13 protein-coding genes are annotated in these 16,217 nt (G+C 66.7%); 4 read left to right on the top strand and 9 right to left on the bottom strand.

Going from position 1 to position 16,217, the window contains the following annotated elements:
* Positions 1 to 2 precede the first annotated feature (2 nt).
* A complete protein-coding gene (locus tag AvAM_RS04540) occupies positions 3 to 1,004 on the bottom strand; it encodes an SIS domain-containing protein (protein ID WP_137745973.1) in 1,002 nt (333 codons plus the stop codon).
* A 125-nt stretch (positions 1,005 to 1,129) separates the two neighbouring features.
* Between AvAM_RS04540 and AvAM_RS04535 the strand changes: the two genes are divergently transcribed.
* Positions 1,130 to 3,115 carry a monovalent cation:proton antiporter-2 (CPA2) family protein gene (locus AvAM_RS04535; RefSeq protein WP_137745972.1) on the top strand — a complete coding sequence of 662 codons (1,986 nt, stop codon included), beginning with the start codon at positions 1,130 to 1,132 and terminating at the stop codon, positions 3,113 to 3,115.
* 151 nt (positions 3,116 to 3,266) lie between these two features.
* Here the strand turns inward: AvAM_RS04535 and AvAM_RS04530 are convergent, their stop codons facing one another.
* The gene (locus tag AvAM_RS04530) at positions 3,267 to 6,320 is read right to left on the bottom strand and encodes an EAL domain-containing protein (RefSeq protein ID WP_137745971.1); all 3,054 of its coding nucleotides are present in this window, start codon (positions 6,318 to 6,320) and stop codon (positions 3,267 to 3,269) included.
* Between the two features lie 203 nt (positions 6,321 to 6,523).
* Between AvAM_RS04530 and AvAM_RS04525 the strand changes: the two genes are divergently transcribed.
* A complete protein-coding gene (locus AvAM_RS04525; protein ID WP_137745970.1) occupies positions 6,524 to 7,078 on the top strand; it encodes an adenine phosphoribosyltransferase in 555 nt (184 codons plus the stop codon).
* A gap of 99 nt (positions 7,079 to 7,177) precedes the next feature.
* On the opposite strand, the gene AvAM_RS04520 is transcribed toward AvAM_RS04525, so the two are convergent.
* The 7 genes from AvAM_RS04520 to rpmH form a co-directional block, all read right to left on the bottom strand.
* On the bottom strand, positions 7,178 to 8,107 hold the full coding sequence (locus tag AvAM_RS04520; protein WP_137745969.1) for a hypothetical protein: 930 nt from the start codon (positions 8,105 to 8,107) through the stop codon (positions 7,178 to 7,180).
* Between the two features lie 111 nt (positions 8,108 to 8,218).
* Positions 8,219 to 8,710: a Crp/Fnr family transcriptional regulator gene (locus tag AvAM_RS04515; protein ID WP_137745968.1), complete on the bottom strand. Its 492-nt coding sequence runs from the start codon at positions 8,708 to 8,710 to the stop codon at positions 8,219 to 8,221.
* A 123-nt stretch (positions 8,711 to 8,833) separates the two neighbouring features.
* Entirely contained in the window at positions 8,834 to 10,273 is a 1,440-nt protein-coding gene (gene mnmE, locus AvAM_RS04510; RefSeq protein WP_137745967.1) for a tRNA uridine-5-carboxymethylaminomethyl(34) synthesis GTPase MnmE, read from the bottom strand.
* Between the two features lie 77 nt (positions 10,274 to 10,350).
* Positions 10,351 to 12,054 (bottom strand): membrane protein insertase YidC, encoded by a 1,704-nt coding sequence (yidC, locus tag AvAM_RS04505; protein WP_137745966.1) that lies wholly within the window; start codon positions 12,052 to 12,054, stop codon positions 10,351 to 10,353.
* Entirely contained in the window at positions 12,051 to 12,347 is a 297-nt protein-coding gene (yidD, locus tag AvAM_RS04500; RefSeq protein ID WP_137746012.1) for a membrane protein insertion efficiency factor YidD, read from the bottom strand. Before yidD ends, yidC begins: the two co-directional genes overlap by 4 nt.
* Entirely contained in the window at positions 12,347 to 12,874 is a 528-nt protein-coding gene (locus AvAM_RS04495; RefSeq protein WP_137745965.1) for a ribonuclease P protein component, read from the bottom strand. The genes yidD and AvAM_RS04495 overlap by 1 nt, the downstream gene beginning before the upstream one ends.
* Positions 12,875 to 12,946: 72 nt before the next feature.
* Complete coding sequence (rpmH, locus tag AvAM_RS04490; protein WP_005798102.1) at positions 12,947 to 13,081, bottom strand: 50S ribosomal protein L34; 135 nt, start codon at positions 13,079 to 13,081, stop codon at positions 12,947 to 12,949.
* A 406-nt stretch (positions 13,082 to 13,487) separates the two neighbouring features.
* On the opposite strand from rpmH, the gene dnaA reads away from it, so the two are divergent.
* Both dnaA and dnaN read left to right on the top strand, forming a co-directional pair.
* The gene (dnaA, locus tag AvAM_RS04485; protein ID WP_063461437.1) at positions 13,488 to 14,912 is read left to right on the top strand and encodes a chromosomal replication initiator protein DnaA; all 1,425 of its coding nucleotides are present in this window, start codon (positions 13,488 to 13,490) and stop codon (positions 14,910 to 14,912) included.
* A gap of 130 nt (positions 14,913 to 15,042) precedes the next feature.
* The gene (gene dnaN / locus AvAM_RS04480) at positions 15,043 to 16,161 is read left to right on the top strand and encodes a DNA polymerase III subunit beta (RefSeq protein WP_137745964.1); all 1,119 of its coding nucleotides are present in this window, start codon (positions 15,043 to 15,045) and stop codon (positions 16,159 to 16,161) included.
* The last annotated feature ends 56 nt before the right edge of the window (positions 16,162 to 16,217 follow it).

Raw genomic sequence — 16,217 nt, 5'->3', positions numbered from 1 at the left:
CATCAGATCACCTTGGCGCGCATCAGGTCGCCGATGTGCACTACGCCCACCAGCACACCCGCTGCGTCCAGCACCAACACGCTGGTGATGGCGTGGGCTTCCATCATCTCAGCGGCGTCCACAGCCAGCGCGTCGGGGGCGATGCGGCGCGGATGGGGGTGCATGACCTGGGCAGCCGTGGCTGTGCGCAGGTCGGCCCCGGCCTCGATGCGGCGGCGCAGGTCGCCGTCGGTGAAGATGCCCAGCACCTGCCCGGCGGCATCGACGATGGCCGAGGCGCCCAGGCCCTTGGCGCTCATCTCGCGCATGAGGTCACTGAACGAGGCGTCAGGCGCCACGCGCGGCACTTCGGTGCCCGAGCGCATCACGTCGCTCACATGGGTGAGCAGCTTGCGGCCCAGTGCACCGCCGGGGTGCGACCGGGCAAAGTCTTCGGGGCGGAAGCCCCGGGCGTCCAGCAGGGCCACGGCCAGCGCGTCGCCCATGGCCAGCTGGGCCGTGGTGCTGGCGGTGGGGGCCAGGTTCAAGGGGCAGGCCTCGCGCTCCACGCTGCAGTCCAGCACCAGGTCGGCATAACGCGCCAGGGTGGACTGCAGGCCGCCCGTCATGGCGATCAGGGGTGCGCCCAGGCGCCGCAACACGGGCAGGATGGCCGTGAGTTCGCCGCTTTCGCCGCTGTTGGAGATGGCCAGCACCAGGTCGTCGCCCGTGACCATGCCCAGGTCGCCATGGCTGGCTTCGGCGGGGTGCACAAAAAACGCGGGGGTGCCGGTGGAAGCGAGCGTGGCAGCAATCTTGCGGCCCACATGGCCGCTTTTGCCCATGCCCATGACCACCACGCGGCCCCGGGCCTGCAGCACCATCTGCACGGCCTGGGCAAACACCGCATCCACACGGGCGGACAGGCCCGCCAGGGCCGCAGCCTCGATGTCGAAGGTTTCGCGGGCCAGGCGCAGGGCCTGGTCGGCATCAAAAGGGGGCAGCGCGGCGGAGGCGGGAGTCATCCGGGGATTCTATCGACCGGGCATGCCGGGCGGGCCCTGCTGGCGGGATGCCCTCTGGCACAGACCGTGCATCGCCTGCAGAAAACACCATTGCTGGCGCACAAGCCTCGGATAGCATCGAAGCCATGTCTTCTCTCGCCCTCACACTGCTTTACCTGCTGGCCGCGGTGCTGGGCGTGGTGACCTGCCGCAGCCTGAAGCTGCCGCCCATGCTGGGCTACCTGGCGGCCGGGGTGCTCATCGGGCCACATGCGCTGGCGCTGGCGCAAAACTCCGAAGGCGTGCGCCACCTGGGCGAGTTTGGCGTGGTGTTCCTGATGTTTGCCATCGGGCTGGAGTTCAGCCTGCCCAAGCTGCGCGCCATGCGCAAGCAGGTGTTTGGCCTGGGGCTGATGCAGGTGGTGCTGACGATGGCCGTCGTGTCTGGCCTGGCGCTGGTGCTGTCGCACTGGGCGGGCGGGGTGTGGGACATGGGCTGGCAGACAGCGCTGGCGCTGTCGGGGGTGATGGCCATGAGCAGCACAGCGATTGTGGTCAAGCTGATGTCCGAGCGCGCCGAGCTGGAAAGCGAACACGGCCGGCGGGTGATGGGCATCCTGCTGTTCCAGGACCTGGCCGTGGTGCCGCTGCTGGTGCTGATTCCGGCCCTGGGATCGTCGCCCGACCAGCTGCTGACCTCGCTGGGCTGGGCGCTGATCAAGGCCACGGTGCTGGTGGGCCTGCTGCTTACGGGCGGCCAGCGGGTGATGCGCTGGTGGCTCACGCTGGTGGCGCGGCGCAAGAGTGACGAGCTGTTCATGCTGAACCTGCTGCTGATCACGCTGGGGCTGGCCTGGCTGACCGAGGTGGCGGGCCTGAGCCTGGCGCTGGGCGCCTTTATCGCCGGGGTGCTGGTGTCCGAGACGGAATACAAGCACCAGGTGGGCACGGACATTCGGCCCTTCCACGACGTGCTGCTGGGGCTGTTCTTCATCACCATCGGAATGATGCTGGACTGGCACATCCTGGTGGACCGCTGGGCGCTGGTGCTGGCGCTGCTGGTGGTGCCGCTGGTGCTCAAGCTCTTGATCATCCTGGTGCTGGCACGCGGCATGGGCGCCACCACCGGCGTGGCGCTGCGCACGGGGCTGTACCTGGCGCAAGCGGGCGAGTTCGGGTTTGTGCTGCTGTCGCTCACGCAGGGCAATGGCCTGGTGCAGCCCGCGCTGATGAACCCCATCCTTGCAGCCATGGTGCTGTCGATGCTGGCCACGCCTTTCCTCATCATGTACAGCAACCGCATCGTGATGAAGCTGGTGGCCAGCGACTGGCTGCAGCAGTCGCTGCAGATGACGTCGATTGCGCGCAAATCCATCAACACCAGCAAGCACGTGATCATCTGCGGCTACGGCCGCTGCGGACAGAACCTGGCGCGCATGCTGGAGCACGAGGGCATCCCCTACATGGCGCTGGACCTGGACCCGGACCGCGTGCGCCAGGCCGCTGCGGCGGGCGATTCGGTGGTGTATGGCGACGCCACCCGCCTGCAGGCGCTGATGGCCGCCGGCCTGGTACGCGCGAGCGCCGTGGCCGTGACCTACATCGACGTGCCCGCAGCCCTGAAGGTGCTGGCCAACGCGCGCTCGCATGCGCCCCAGGTGCCCGTGGTGGTGCGCACGCAGGACGACGCCAACCTGGACAAGCTGCAGGAGGCCGGCGCGACCGAGGTGGTGCCCGAAGCCATCGAGGGCTCGCTGATGCTGGCCAGCCACGCGCTGGCCCTGGTGGGTGTGCCCATGCGCCGCGTGCTGCGCCTGGTGCAGGACCAGCGCGACGCGCGCTACAACCTGCTGCGCGGCTACTTCCACGGCGCCGACGACGACACGGCCCACGAGCGCGACCAGGAGCGCCTGTCCACACTGAACCTGCCGCCGGGCGCCACGGCCCTGGGCCGCAGCCTGGGCCAGCTGGCCCTGCCCGCGATGGGCGTGCGCGTGGTCAACCTGCGGCGCGGCAACGGCCACATGAGCGCGGCGGTGGACGAGGCCCTGCTGGCCGAAGGCGACACGCTGGTGCTGTCGGGCCACCCGGCGGCGCTGGCGCTGGCGGAGGACAAGCTGCTCAGAGGGTGATCCCCCTGAGCAGCCCTCGTTGCGGGGCGGCCGTTGCTTGGCCGTGCTGGCCTGCGAGTGGCGCCTGTTGCAGAGCGCGTACCGAAGTTTGACTAAAAATCGGCCTTACCGCGCGTCCATCATGCCTTTATAGCTATATATTTAATAGCAATCAAAGCAAGGCGGCAGGCCCGGGCCGCCCGAACAGGTAGCCCTGGAAGCGTTTGCAGCCGTTGCGCAGCAAAAACGCGCGCTGGCCTTCGGTTTCCACGCCCTCGGCCACCACGTCCAGCGCCAGGCTGTGGGCCAGGGTGATGATGGTGCAGGCGATGGCGGCGTCGTTGGGGTCGGTGAGCACGTCGCGCACAAAGCTCTGGTCGATCTTGAGCTGGTCCAGCGGCAGGCGCTTGAGGTAGCTCAGCGACGAATAACCGGTGCCGAAGTCGTCCAGCGAAAAACCCACGCCCAGCGTGCGCAGGGCCTGCATCTTGAGGATGCTGTCCTCCACGTCGTGCAGCAGCAGGCTTTCGGTGAGTTCCAGCTTGAGCCGCCGCGCATCCGCGCCCGAGTCGCGCAGCACGGCCAGCACGTCCTGCACAAAGTCGCTCTGGCGGAATTCCTGCGCACTCACGTTCACGGACAAGGTCCAGTCCGCCTTGGCGGGGTCGGCAGCCCACAGCGCAAGCTGGCTGCAGGCCATGGCCAGCACCTGCCGCCCCAGGGGCAGGATGAGGCCGGTCTGTTCGGCCAGCGGGATGAAGTCGGCCGGCGACACCATGCCGCGCTGCGGGTGGTTCCAGCGCACCAGGGCTTCGGCGCCCAGCAGCTGGCCGGTTTCGTCCACCACCGGCTGGTAGTGCAGCAGGAATTCGGTGCGCGCCAGCCCCAGGCGGATGTCGCCCTCCAGCGCCGAGCGCGCCGACGCCGCCGCCTGCATGGCGGGGTCGAAAAAACACAGCGTGTTGCGCCCCTGGGCCTTGGCCTGGTACATGGCCAGGTCGGCGCGCTTGAGCAGCTCCTGCACCGGCTGTTGCGCGTCCAGAAACAGCGCGATGCCGATGCTGGGCGTGCTGTGCATCTCGCAGCCCTCGACCTGGTAGGGCTGGTTGAGCGCGACCAGCACTTTCTGCGCCACTGCTTCGGCCTCGGCGGCGGCCTCTGCCTCTTCGGTGTGCAGGCCTTCGATCACCACCACAAACTCGTCGCCCCCCAGGCGCGCCACGGTGTCGGTGGCGCGCACGCAGGCGCTCACGCGGGCGCCCACCTGCACCAGCAGCCGGTCGCCCCATTCGTGGCCCATGGTGTCGTTGATGCCCTTGAAGTTGTCCAGGTCGAGGAACAACAGGGCGCCATGGTTGCCCTCGCGGGTGCTGGCGGCCACAGCGCGCTCCAGCCGGTCCATCAGCAGCCGCCGGTTGGGCAGGCCGGTGAGTTCGTCGTAAAACGCCAGACGCTGGATCTGGGCCTCGGCCAGCTTGCGCTCGGTGATGTCGCGCGCCACGCCCCGGTAGCCGGTGAAGGTGCCTTCGGCATCGAAGATGGGCTCGCCGCTGATCGACACCCAGATCGGCTGGCCGTCGTGGGTCACCCGCTGCATCTCGAAGTCGTGGAACACCTGGTGCGCCTCCAGCAGCGCGCGGTGGTCGCGCCACTGGCCTTCGTCCACAAAGGTGTCGGGCAACTCCCAGCGCGTGAGGCCGTAGTGCACCTCGTCGGGCACGCCGGTTTTCTGCTGGGCGTTGCCGTCCAGCCGCACAAAGCGGAACTCCGCGTCCTGCTCCCAGTACCAGTCCGAGGAGAGCTGGGTGAGGCTGCGCCAGCGCGCCTCGCTCAGGCGCAGGGCCTCCAGGGTGCTGAGGTAGTCGGTCACGTCGGTGAAGGTGCGCACCCGGCCGCCGGGCTCCAGCGCGCGCGTGCGCACCTCGATGTAGCGGCCGTTGTGCGTGCGCCGCACGTAGGAGTCGGGCATGGTCAGCTGACCGCCATGGGCCGCGTACTCCGAGGCCACGTAGTTGCGCGCCATGGGCTCGATGAGCTGGAACTGCGGCCCGAAGTCGCCGCGCTCGGTCTGGTAGCGCACCACGTCCTCCACCTTGGGCTGGCTGGCCAGCAGCGCCTCAGGCAGGTCGAGCAGCTCCAGGTAGCGCCGGTTGTAGACGCGGATGCGCCCCTCGGCATCCACGTTGGTGATGCCCTGGGAGATGTTGGCCAGCGTGACCTCCAGCGCCCGGGTTTTTTCGCCCAGCAGGGCGCTGGTGCGCAGCAGCTCGGCCTCGACCGCGCTGCGGGCCAGTTCGGCGCGGCGTGCGGTCTCCAGCTGGCCCACGGTGTTGAGCAGGGGCTGCAGGAATTGCACATCCGCCTGCGAGTACCCCTCGCTGCGGTTCGCCAGGCCGACCATGGCCACCAGCTCGCCCGCCGCGTGGATGGGCAGGCCCAGGTAGGTGCGCAGCACGGGGTGGCCCGGCGGGGTGCCTGCAGCACGCGGGTCGTGGCACGCGTCGTTGCTGATGACCGGCTCGCCAGAGACCAGGGCCGCGCCCACCAGGGAGTGCAGGCTGTCGAACACCATGCCCTCCTCGGCGTGCTGCGCATACAGCGCGCGGGAGGCGGCGTCCCAGCTGATGTCGGTCATGGCGTGCACCCGCAGAAACGGGTGTCCGTCCGGCGCGCGCTGCACCTGGCCCACCAGGCCAAATGCGCTCTGGCTGAGGAACATCAGTTCTTCAAGCAGGGCCTCGAACGCCGCCCGGGGCCCGGAGCTGGCAATGAACATGCCCTGGGCGCGCGAGATGGCCTGCAGCAGCCGGTGCTGGCGCGCCAGCATGGCCTCGGCGGCCAGGCGGGCGCGGGCGCCGGTGCTGCGTTCAAGCACCGCGTCGATCTGCGCGGGCAGCGTGAGCAGGTAGTCCAGGGCTGCATCCTGCACGGCAAAGTCGTCAAACCCATGCCGCATGGCCTGCGCCGCGTGGGTTTCGGCCCCCATGCGCACGATGATGATGGCGGGCACACCCTGCAGCAACTGCAGCAGGTCATAGGCCGCGCCACCCAGGGTGCTCTGGGCCACCAGCACCACATCGGGCCGGTGCTGCTGCAAGAATGCCCGTGCTTCCGCCAGCGAGGCGCGGGCTTCCACCTGCCAGCCCGACCAGGGGTCTGCCAATGCGCCCACTACCGCCTGGGCATGGGAGTGGTCGCTTTCAATCAGCAGGATGGAGATGGGCATGGGCCAATCTTCTGTGGGGGGCGCCGCCTGCAATGCAGCCGGCCGTGGGGTGTAACAGCAGTGAAACATTATGGGGGCTGGCGGTGGCCCCGGGAGCGCAGAAAAGCGCATGCAGGCGGCTGATTACACTTCAGCCCTTCGCGCGGGAAAGCCGTTGTCCGACGCCCCCACACCCGCGCCCCTTGACCCCCCTCTCTTTTCCCATGCAGCCACTCAGCGTCAACGACTACCTCCGCCAGCACATCCGCACCGTGCCCGACTGGCCCGCACCCGGCGTGCAGTTCCGTGACATCACGCCGCTGCTGCAGGACCCCAAGGTGTTCCGCGTGCTCATCGACGCCTTCGTGCACCGCTACATGGACAAGGCCCTGCGCCCCGACGTGGTGGCCGGGCTGGATGCGCGCGGCTTCATCCTGGGCGCCGTGGTGGCCTATGAACTCAATGTGGGCTTCGTGCCCATCCGCAAGAAGGGCAAGCTGCCTTTCACCACGGTCGAGGAAACCTATGAGCTGGAGTACGGCAGCGCCACCGTGGAGCTGCACACCGACGCCGTGAAGGCCGGTGACCGCGTGCTGCTGATCGACGACCTCATCGCCACCGGCGGCACCATGATGGCGGGCAAGAAGTTGCTCGAAAAACTGGGCGCCACGGTGACCGAAGGCGCCGCCATCGTGGACCTGCCCGAACTGGGTGGCTCCGAACGCCTGCGCGAATCGGGCCTGCCGCTGTACACGCTGGTGGATTTCGCAGGGCACTGAGGCGCCAGCCGGTTCGCCGCGCCTCCTGATTTTCGACGCCTCAGGCAAAAAAGAAGCCCTCTGCATGGAGGGCTTCTCGCTTGGGGGGACCGGTGATGCTCAGCGCAGCTCGCCGTACTGGGTGCTGCTCAGGTCGGGCGAGGGGCTGTCGGCCCCGGGCATTTCGGTGTCTTCAAAACCGGTGGGCTGCGACGGGGGCAGCAGTGGCCCGGAGCGCACGGGCACACCTGGCTTGGCGGCCGCTGCCGGGGCGGCTGTGGCGCCTGCGGCGTTGGCCAATGCACGCTTGAAGGCGGCCACCTCGTCGGCCTCAATGGGCTCGAACCGGGGCGCCGGGCGCTGCTCGCCCACCGGCGCGGCCACCGGGGGCCGGGTCGGCGCGGCAGCCACGACGGGCGCTGCGGGGCGCACGGGGGCAGCCGGAGCAGGGGCGGCAGGCGCCGGTGCCTGGATCACGGGCAAGACCGGGGCGGCTGGCGCCACCGGCGCCGCAGCGGCCGCCGGGGGCCGACGCACGGCCGCCGCCACGGGCGCGGCCGACACGGGCAGAGCAGCCCCCTGGGGTGCCACGCCTTTCTGCGGAATGCCCACGGCCACATGGTCGTTGATGCGCCAGTACACGGCCGTCACCAGGATGTCGTAGCGGGTCTTGGCGGTCTGGGCGATCAGCGCCTCGATTTCGGACAGGCGCACGGTCTCGCCGCCGTATTCGCGCGCCAGGTCCATCATCACCAGGAACTGGCGACCGCGCTGGTCCAGCGACAGCACCTTGAATTTGTAGCTGGCAGACAGCACCCCGGCGCGCACCATGGCATCGCGCACCACGGTGTAGAGCAGCTCGCGGCGCTCCATGCGCTCGTTCTTGCGGTTGGCGGCGTGTTCGGGGGGAGCCGGCTCGACCAGGGGTTTGCCCATGCGGCCGGGGTGGAGCGGCACGGTGGCGTCAGCATTCAACAGACCCGACGGTTCTGCGGCTGGCCGGGGCTTGGGGGGGGCGGGTTTACGGCTGAACCAGCTGAACAGGGACATGGCTTGCTTTCTTCGGATGGTGCCTGGACAAAATCCAAATCGAGTGTAACTTGCTGTACCCCTCGCAGAGCCCCGAACAAGCCCGCAAACCCCGGGTCTCCGGGGCGCCTGTCAGGTGGCCGCAACGCGGCGGCGGCGGTTGCCCAGGCGCTTGGCCAGCACAGCCCCTGCGGCCATCGCCAAACCCAGGGCAATGGCGGGCTGGCGGTTGGTCAATTCGGTGAATCGGATGGCCGTGAGGCTCCAGAGCTTGCAGGGCGCGCTGGCCTGCACGGTGGCGCTGCGTGCGCGGTGCGAAAAGAAGGCGCCTTCGCCCACCACGGAGCCCGCGCCCACAATGGCCAGACGCAGGCGCTCTTTTTCGTCCTGGTAGTGCACGCTCAGGTTGCCGCTTTCCACCAGATAGAGGGTGCGGTCTGTGGCACCCTGGCTGAAAAGCACCTGCCCGGCGGGCAGAACCACCGGCAGCAGGTAGGACGAGAGCACATCCCATTGGGCAGGGGAGAGGGGGTTGGTCATGCTGTCGTCTGCGGTAGTTTGCGCAATGGCGTCCAGCAACCCTTTCAGGTCAACCTTGATGGCAGCAGGGGTGGGTGCATTCATGATGCGTCGAAAGTACCGTTGTTACAGAGCTGACACAAGCGCTGTTTACGTCCGTTTACAACATAAGCGACAGGCGGCGGCATGGGCGCTCCGGCCGGGCGCCTCAGGCCCATTCTCTGTTTTCTATTTGCCAATGCAGAAGCTGGAGAAGATCACGCCCAGCAGGTCGTCGGAGCTGAACTCGCCGGTGATGGCGCTCAGGGCGTTCTGGGCCAGGCGCAGCTCCTCGGCCAGCAGATCGAGCGCCGGGCCCTGGGCCTGCAGCTGGTCGGCGGCCTCCTGCAGGTGGGCCGACACGGCACGCAGCGCCTCGATGTGGCGCGCGCGCGCAATGTGGAGGCCTTCGGGTGCCGACTGCCAGCCCGCCACCTTCAGCAGGATTCGCCGCAGGCCATCCAGCCCCTCGCCTGTGCGTGCGGACAGCCAAACGCCCGGCCGGGTATCGGCGCGCCCGGCCCCTCCTGCAGTGGGGATCACCGCCGCCGGGACGCGGTCCAGCTTGTTCCAGACATCGATCACCGGGATGGTTTGAGGCAGTTTTTGGGCCAGTGCGCGCGCTATGTCTGCCTCAGCAGCTATGTATTCAATAGCATCCTGGCGCGACAGATCGTGCAGGAACAACACCGCATCGGCCCCCGCGATCTCGTCCCAGGCGCGGGCGATGCCGATGCGCTCCACCTCGTCCTCGCTGTCGCGCAGGCCGGCGGTGTCGATGATGTGCAGGGGCACCCCTTCGATCTGGATGGTCTGCTGCACCTTGTCGCGCGTGGTGCCAGCAATGGGTGTGACGATGGCCAGCTCGGCGCCCGCCAGCGCATTGAGCAGCGAGCTTTTGCCCGCATTGGGCTGGCCCGCAATCACCACCTTGATGCCTTCGCGCAGCAAAGCGCCCTGGCGCGCGCGCTGCATCACCAAGGCCAGGGTTTGCTGCAGATTCGATAGCTGGCCATGCGCATCCGCCTTGCGCAGGAAGTCGATTTCTTCCTCCGGGAAGTCGAGCGTGGCCTCTACCAGCATGCGCAGGTGGATGAGCGCGTCGCGCAGGCTGTGGATTTCGGCGGAGAACGCGCCGGTCAACGAGCGGCTGGCGCTGCGCGCCGCAGCCTCCGTGCTGGCGTCGATCAGGTCGGCAATCGCCTCGGCCTGGGCCAGGTCGATCTTGTCATTCAGGAAAGCCCGTTCGGTGAACTCACCGGGCTGGGCCACGCGCAGGCCCGGCAGGCAGGGTCGGCCCGTGGCCGGGTCCGTGGCGGTGCCCGCCTCCAGGCAGCGCGCCAGCAGCAGCTGCAGCACCACGGGGCCGCCATGGGCCTGCAGCTCCAGCACATCCTCACCGGTGTAGCTGTGCGGGCCGGGGAAGTACAGCGCCAGCCCCTGGTCGATGGCCTGGCCCTGCGCATCCCGAAACGGCAGGTAGGTGGCCTCGCGCGGCTTGAGGCTGCGGCCGCACAGGGCCTGCACCAGGGCCTCCAGCCCTTTGCCCGACACCCGCACGATGCCGACGGCACCACGCCCCGGTGCAGTGGCAATGGCGACGATGGGGTCATGGTGGCGGGCAAGCATGGTGGGACTGTACAGGGTGGAAGGAAACGAAAAAGGCCGCTTGCGCGGCCTTTCAGGGGGCAGTGATCAGGCGGCGATCACTTGAAGCTGGGCAGGTTGAACTGCGGTGGCACGCCCATGCGCGTGTTGATGATCCACTGCTGTGCAATCGACAGGATGTTGTTCGTCAGCCAGTACAGCACCAGGCCGGCCGGGAAGAAGAAGAACATCACGCTGAAGATCAGCGGCATGAACCACATCATCTTGGCCTGCATTGGGTCCGGTGGTGCGGGGTTCAGGGCCGTCTGCAACAGCGAGGACAGCGTCATCAGCAGCGGCAGGATGAAGAACGGGTCCGGGGCCGACAGATCGTGGATCCAGCCAATCCAGGGCGCGTTGCGCATCTCGACGCTGGACAGCAGCACCCAGTACAGCGCAATGAACACGGGGATCTGGATCATGATGGGGAAGCAGCCGCCCATGGGGTTGACCTTTTCCTCGCGGTAAATGCGCATCATCTCCTGCTGCATCTGCTGCGGCTTGTCCTTCAGGCGCTCGCGCATCTCCATGATCTTGGGGTTGATGGCCTTCATCTTGGCCATGCTGGCGTAGGCCTTGGCATTGAGCCAGTAGAACGCGATCTTGAGCAGCAACACCAGCGCCACGATGGACCAGCCCCAGTTGTTCAGGAGCTTGTGCAGCTGGTCCAGCAACCAGTACAGCGGCTTGGACAGGATGGTGAGCCAGCCGTAGTCCTTGACCAGCTCCAGGCCGGGGTACAGCTTTTCCATCATGGTCTCGACCTGCGGGCCGGCGAACAGGCGCGCGTCGATGGTCTTGGTGGTGCCCGGCTCGATGGTGCCGAGGGAGGTCAGCATGCCCACGGAGTACAGGTTGGTGTCCACCTTGCGGGTGAAGGGCTCGCGCTGCACGCCGTCGGCCAGCAGCCATGCGGTGGCGAAATAGTGCTGCACCATGGCCACGTAGCCATTGGCCGAGTCCTTGGGGATGTCGATCTTGCCGTTTTCGATGTCCTTGAACTCGATCTTCTGGTACTTCTTGGCTTCGGTGAAGACCGCCGGGCCGGTGAAGGTGGAGTAGAACGACGACTCGCCTGGCGGCTTGTTGCCATCGCGCACCAGTTGCAGATAGAGCTGGGGCGACACGGCGACGCTGCCGGTGTTGACGATGTCGTGCTTGACGGCGATGTCATAGCCGCCGCGCTTGATGGTCCAGGTCTTGACCAACTTCACGCCGCCCTGGTCGGGCGACTCGAAACGGATGCTCAGCTCGTCCTGCCCGTCCTTGAGTTCACGCGGGCCGGGCACGGCCGTCATTGGCGTCTTGTGCGTGGGGAAGGTGCCGCCCACCAGGCCCGTCTGCGCCACGTACACGCGCTGGGCGCTCTCGTCCAGCAGCAGGAAGTTGCGGGCCTTGTCGGTCATGTCGGCGTGCTTGAGCAGCTCGGCCTGCGTGAGCGAGCCGCCTTCGCTGTCGAACACCAGGCGGTACAGATCGGTCTTGACCTCGATGCGCTCACGCTTGGTGGGCGCGGCGGCGGCTGGCTGGCCGGGCACCGCTGCTGCGCCTTGAGCAACCGCAGTGGCTGCGGGCACGCTGGTGGCTGGCACGCTGGCAGCCCCGGCCGCGCTGGACGCTGCACCGGCAGCGGGTGCCGTCACGGCGGGCGTGGTCGGGAAAAACGTGGCCTTGTTGCCGTTGTGCAGTTGCCACTTGTCCCACAGCAGAACCATGGAAAAGCCAAAAATCACCCACAAGATGGTGCGGCGAATGTCGTTCATGAAGACTTCTTTGGTGAGGGTGGTTGGGTGGTGGAGGATTGTTGCAGCCGCGAAAAAAGCCTCATGCCGCGCGGCAGTTCTCGGGGGACCGGATCGTGGCCCCCATCACACCAGGGGTGGCAGCGTACCAGCCTGCGCACCGTGAGATAGCTGCCTGCCGCCGCGCCATGCAATTCCAGCGCCTGCAGCGAATAGACCGAGCAGGTGGGTTCGAACCGGCAGGCTGAACCTAGCCAGGGGCTGAGGAACAGCCGGTAGCCCTTGACCACGCCCATCAGCAGGCGCTGCATGATCATGGCGCCACCTCGTGTGCGGGCACCCGCTCGGCCGTCTGCGGGGCCACAGCCGGGGCGGGCGAAGCAGCGGCTACGCCACCCGCACGCCGTGCGGCGTAGCCGAACAGCTGCAGCAGCTCTGCACGCACCGCCTGCTTGAGCTGGTCGGACGTGGCACTCACGAACTGCTTGCGGTCAAACGCCGTGCGCAGGCGCACCACATGGGCCGCCTGGGGCAGGCGCGCTTCAAAAGCTGCGCCCACGGTATAGATCTGCCGCTTGATGGTGTTGCGTGTCACGGCACGGCGCGCCCAGCGCTTGGGCACCATTGCGCCCAGCCAGACATCCGGCACGGCAAACAGGGCCTGCGGTCCTTGCGTTGACGGCAAGGAACCGGGCCCTGTGGGTGCAGCACTGGCGGGGTTGGCAGCGGCGCTGCCAGCAGGGTCCAGCACCAGACGGTGCAACGCGAAATGCGCTGTGCGGGAGACGGTGCCCCCTGCCATGGCCGCCTGGAACTGCGGACGGGTTTTCAGCCGTTGCATGCAGGCACCCCGTTTGGAACCTGACGGTACAAACCGAGGCTGACGGGGAGCAGGCCGTAGACCGGGACGGCCTTAGACGGCCAGGCGCTTGCGGCCCTTGGCGCGGCGTGCGTTGATAACGGCACGGCCGCCGCGGGTCTTCATGCGGACGAGGAAACCGTGGGTGCGCGCGCGGCGCGTCTTGGAAGGCTGGTAAGTACGTTTCATGGTCTATTCCTTGAGGTTCAGTTCCGGACTGCTGCTCCTGAACCCCTGCTTTACTCTGCTGGATACCAGCTGAATAAAAGCAGAAATAACGGCGCGCCGGGTCAAATCACCCTGAACACATTCAGGGAAACCCAAAATTATCGCAGGCTTGTTGCCCTCTGGCAATGCCTTTCGGCGGGCAAGCCCATCCAGATGCCGCCTTCTGGGGCCGCCGCCAGGCCATTGCGCCCCTTGTTCAGGGCGCTCCCGGAAACAGAATTCCAAGTTTTCCACACCCCGGCGCAGCAGCCAGGCAACCCCGGAATCCCCCGATGACAGCCGCCGCCAGAATGTGGATAACTCCTTGACAAGCTACAATCCGCCGCCCAGCACCGTTCCTCCTATCCACAACAAGAATCCCCGATAAATGACCGAGGAACCCACCCGCAGCGCCCAGCCATCGCCCGGCGCCGATGCCGGCCAAGGCCTGTGGCAAGCCTGCGTAGAACAACTGGCGCAAGACCTGCCCGAACAACAATTCAACACCTGGATCAAGCCTCTGGTCGCTCAGGTGGCTGAGGACTTTTCCAAGGTCACCCTGCTGGTAGCCAACCGCTTCAAGCTGGACTGGATCCGCGCCCAGTACGCAGGCCGCATTGCCTCCCTGCTGGAAGGCCTGTACGGCCAGCCGGTCTCTCTGGAGTTAGCGCTCGCTCAGCGGGAATCCGTTACCCGTACTTATGTGCGCCCCGCATCACCCGAGCCCTCCAGCGCCCCGGCACCGGCAGAATCCCCGGCCGCCAGCATCGACGAGGCCCCGGCCGGTGCCTTCCGCAACCGGCTGAACGCCGCCCTCACATTCGAGACCCTGGTGGAAGGCACGGCCAACCGCATGGCACGCTCGGCCGCCATGCACGTGGCAGGCATGCCCGGCCACCTGTACAACCCGTTGTTCATCTATGGCGGCGTCGGCCTGGGCAAGACCCACCTGATGCACGCTGTGGGTAACCGCCTGCTGCAGGACAAGCCCGACGCCAAAGTTCTCTACATCCATGCGGAGCAGTTCGTGTCGGATGTGGTTAAGGCGTACCAGCGTCGCACCTTCGACGAGTTCAAGGAACGCTACCACTCGCTCGATCTGCTGCTCATCGACGATGTGCAGTTCTTTGCCAACAAGGACCGCACGCAGGAAGAATTCTTCAATGCGTTCGAGGCTTTGCTGACCAAGAAGAGCCACATCGTGATGACGTCGGACACCTACCCCAAGGGCCTGACCAACATCCACGACCGCCTGGTGTCGCGCTTCGATTCGGGCCTGACGGTGGCGCTGGAACCGCCCGAGCTGGAAATGCGCGTGGCCATCCTGATCAACAAGGCGCGCGTGGAGGGCACCGAGATGCCCGAGGAAGTGGCCTTCTTCGTGGCCAAGAACGTGCGCTCCAACGTGCGCGAACTGGAAGGCGCGCTGCGCAAAATCCTCGCGTACTCGCGCTTCAACCAGAAAGAGATCTCTATTCAGCTCGCCCGCGAGGCGCTGCGCGATCTGCTGTCGATCCAGAACCGGCAGATTTCTGTGGAAAACATCCAGAAGACGGTGGCCGACTATTACAAGATCAAGGTCGCCGACATGTACAGCAAGAAGCGCCCGGCGAGCATTGCCCGCCCGCGCCAGATTGCGATGTACCTGGCCAAGGAGTTGACGCAAAAGAGCCTTCCGGAGATCGGAGAATTGTTCGGAGGGCGCGACCACACCACCGTTTTGCATGCCGTTCGCAAGATTTCGGGCGAACGCCAGCAGCTGACCGAGTTGAACCAGCAGCTGCACGTGCTGGAGCAGACCCTGAAAGGCTGATCGGTGGTGGTAGATGCACCGAACAGAAACCGCCCCGTAAAAGGGCAAAATGACGGGCTGTGCAGCAGGGGGAGGCACAACCCGTGCCGCTGTCCACGCACCGTTCCAAAAACCACAAGAGGTTGAAGACATGATCGTCCTGAAGGCAACACAAGACAAGGTTCTCGCGGTTCTGCAGTCCGTGGCTGGCATCGTCGAGCGCCGCCACACGCTGCCCATCCTGGCCAATGTGCTGATCCGCAAGACGGGCAATGCCCTGCAGCTGACGACCAGCGACCTCGAAATCCAGATCCGCACCACCGCCGAGCTGGGCGGCGACACCGGCGACTTCACCACCACCGTGGGCGCACGCAAGCTCATCGACATCCTGCGCACCATGCCCGGCGACCAGACCGTGAGCCTGGAGTCGCAACAGTCCAAGCTGGTGCTTAAGGGTGGCAAGAGCCGCTTCACGCTGCAGAGCCTGCCCGCTGAAGACTTCCCGCTGGTGCAAGAATCCGCCGCCTTCGGCCCCGTGTTCGCCGTGCCACAAAAGACGCTGAAGGACCTGCTCGGCCAGGTGTCGTTTGCGATGGCGGTACAGGACATCCGCTACTACCTCAACGGCATCCTCTTCGTGGCCGAGGGCAAGACTCTCAGCCTGGTGGCCACCGACGGCCACCGCCTGGCGTTTGCCAGCGCCACGCTGGATGTCGAAGTGCCCAAGCAGGAAGTCATCCTGCCGCGCAAGACCGTGATCGAGCTGCAGCGCCTGTTGAGTGACGCGGGCGGCGAGAACCAGCCCCACATCGAGATGCAGTTCGCCAACAACCAGGCGAAGTTCACCTTCGGCGGCATGGAGTTCGTCACCAAGCTGGTCGAGGGCAAGTTCCCCGACTACAACCGCGTGATCCCCAAGAACCACAAGAACAGCATCACCCTGGGCCGCGCGCCCCTGCTGGCCAGCCTGCAGCGCACGGCCATCATGACCAGCGACAAGTTCAAGGGCGTGCGCCTGAACCTGGAGCCCGGCACCCTGCGCGTCGCGTCGAACAACGCCGAGCAGGAAGAGGCCGTGGACGAGCTCGACATTGACTACGGTGGCGACACCATCGAGATCGGCTTCAACGTGACCTACCTCATCGACGCCCTGGCCAACATGGGCCAGGACATGGTGAAGGTGGAACTGTCGGACGGCAACAGCTCTGCGCTGATGACCATCCCCGACAACGACAGCTTCAAGTATGTGGTGATGCCCATGCGCATCTGAGGCGGCCCCTCCCACCTGCCGCACAGCCACGCAGCTGCACCCCGTTTACTATCGTA

The sequence above is a fragment of the Acidovorax sp. NB1 genome (assembly GCF_005405905.1).
Lineage (GTDB): Bacteria > Pseudomonadota > Gammaproteobacteria > Burkholderiales > Burkholderiaceae_C > Acidovorax.
This window is presented reverse-complemented; position numbering and strand designations above follow the sequence as displayed.

What these genes read in the sequence shown, in the direction of transcription:
- AvAM_RS04515 (WP_137745968.1), bottom strand. Translation starts at nt 8,710, where the DNA reads ATGAATGCACCCACCCCTGCTGCCATCAAGGTTGACCTGAAAGGGTTG.
- dnaA (WP_063461437.1), top strand. Translation starts at nt 13,488, where the DNA reads ATGACCGAGGAACCCACCCGCAGCGCCCAGCCATCGCCCGGCGCCGAT.
- AvAM_RS04525 (WP_137745970.1), top strand. Translation starts at nt 6,524, where the DNA reads ATGCAGCCACTCAGCGTCAACGACTACCTCCGCCAGCACATCCGCACC.
- AvAM_RS04495 (WP_137745965.1), bottom strand. Translation starts at nt 12,874, where the DNA reads ATGCAACGGCTGAAAACCCGTCCGCAGTTCCAGGCGGCCATGGCAGGG.
- AvAM_RS04535 (WP_137745972.1), top strand. Translation starts at nt 1,130, where the DNA reads ATGTCTTCTCTCGCCCTCACACTGCTTTACCTGCTGGCCGCGGTGCTG.
- AvAM_RS04530 (WP_137745971.1), bottom strand. Translation starts at nt 6,320, where the DNA reads ATGCCCATCTCCATCCTGCTGATTGAAAGCGACCACTCCCATGCCCAG.
- AvAM_RS04520 (WP_137745969.1), bottom strand. Translation starts at nt 8,107, where the DNA reads ATGTCCCTGTTCAGCTGGTTCAGCCGTAAACCCGCCCCCCCCAAGCCC.
- mnmE (WP_137745967.1), bottom strand. Translation starts at nt 10,273, where the DNA reads ATGCTTGCCCGCCACCATGACCCCATCGTCGCCATTGCCACTGCACCG.
- yidC (WP_137745966.1), bottom strand. Translation starts at nt 12,054, where the DNA reads ATGAACGACATTCGCCGCACCATCTTGTGGGTGATTTTTGGCTTTTCC.
- dnaN (WP_137745964.1), top strand. Translation starts at nt 15,043, where the DNA reads ATGATCGTCCTGAAGGCAACACAAGACAAGGTTCTCGCGGTTCTGCAG.
- rpmH (WP_005798102.1), bottom strand. Translation starts at nt 13,081, where the DNA reads ATGAAACGTACTTACCAGCCTTCCAAGACGCGCCGCGCGCGCACCCAC.
- AvAM_RS04540 (WP_137745973.1), bottom strand. Translation starts at nt 1,004, where the DNA reads ATGACTCCCGCCTCCGCCGCGCTGCCCCCTTTTGATGCCGACCAGGCC.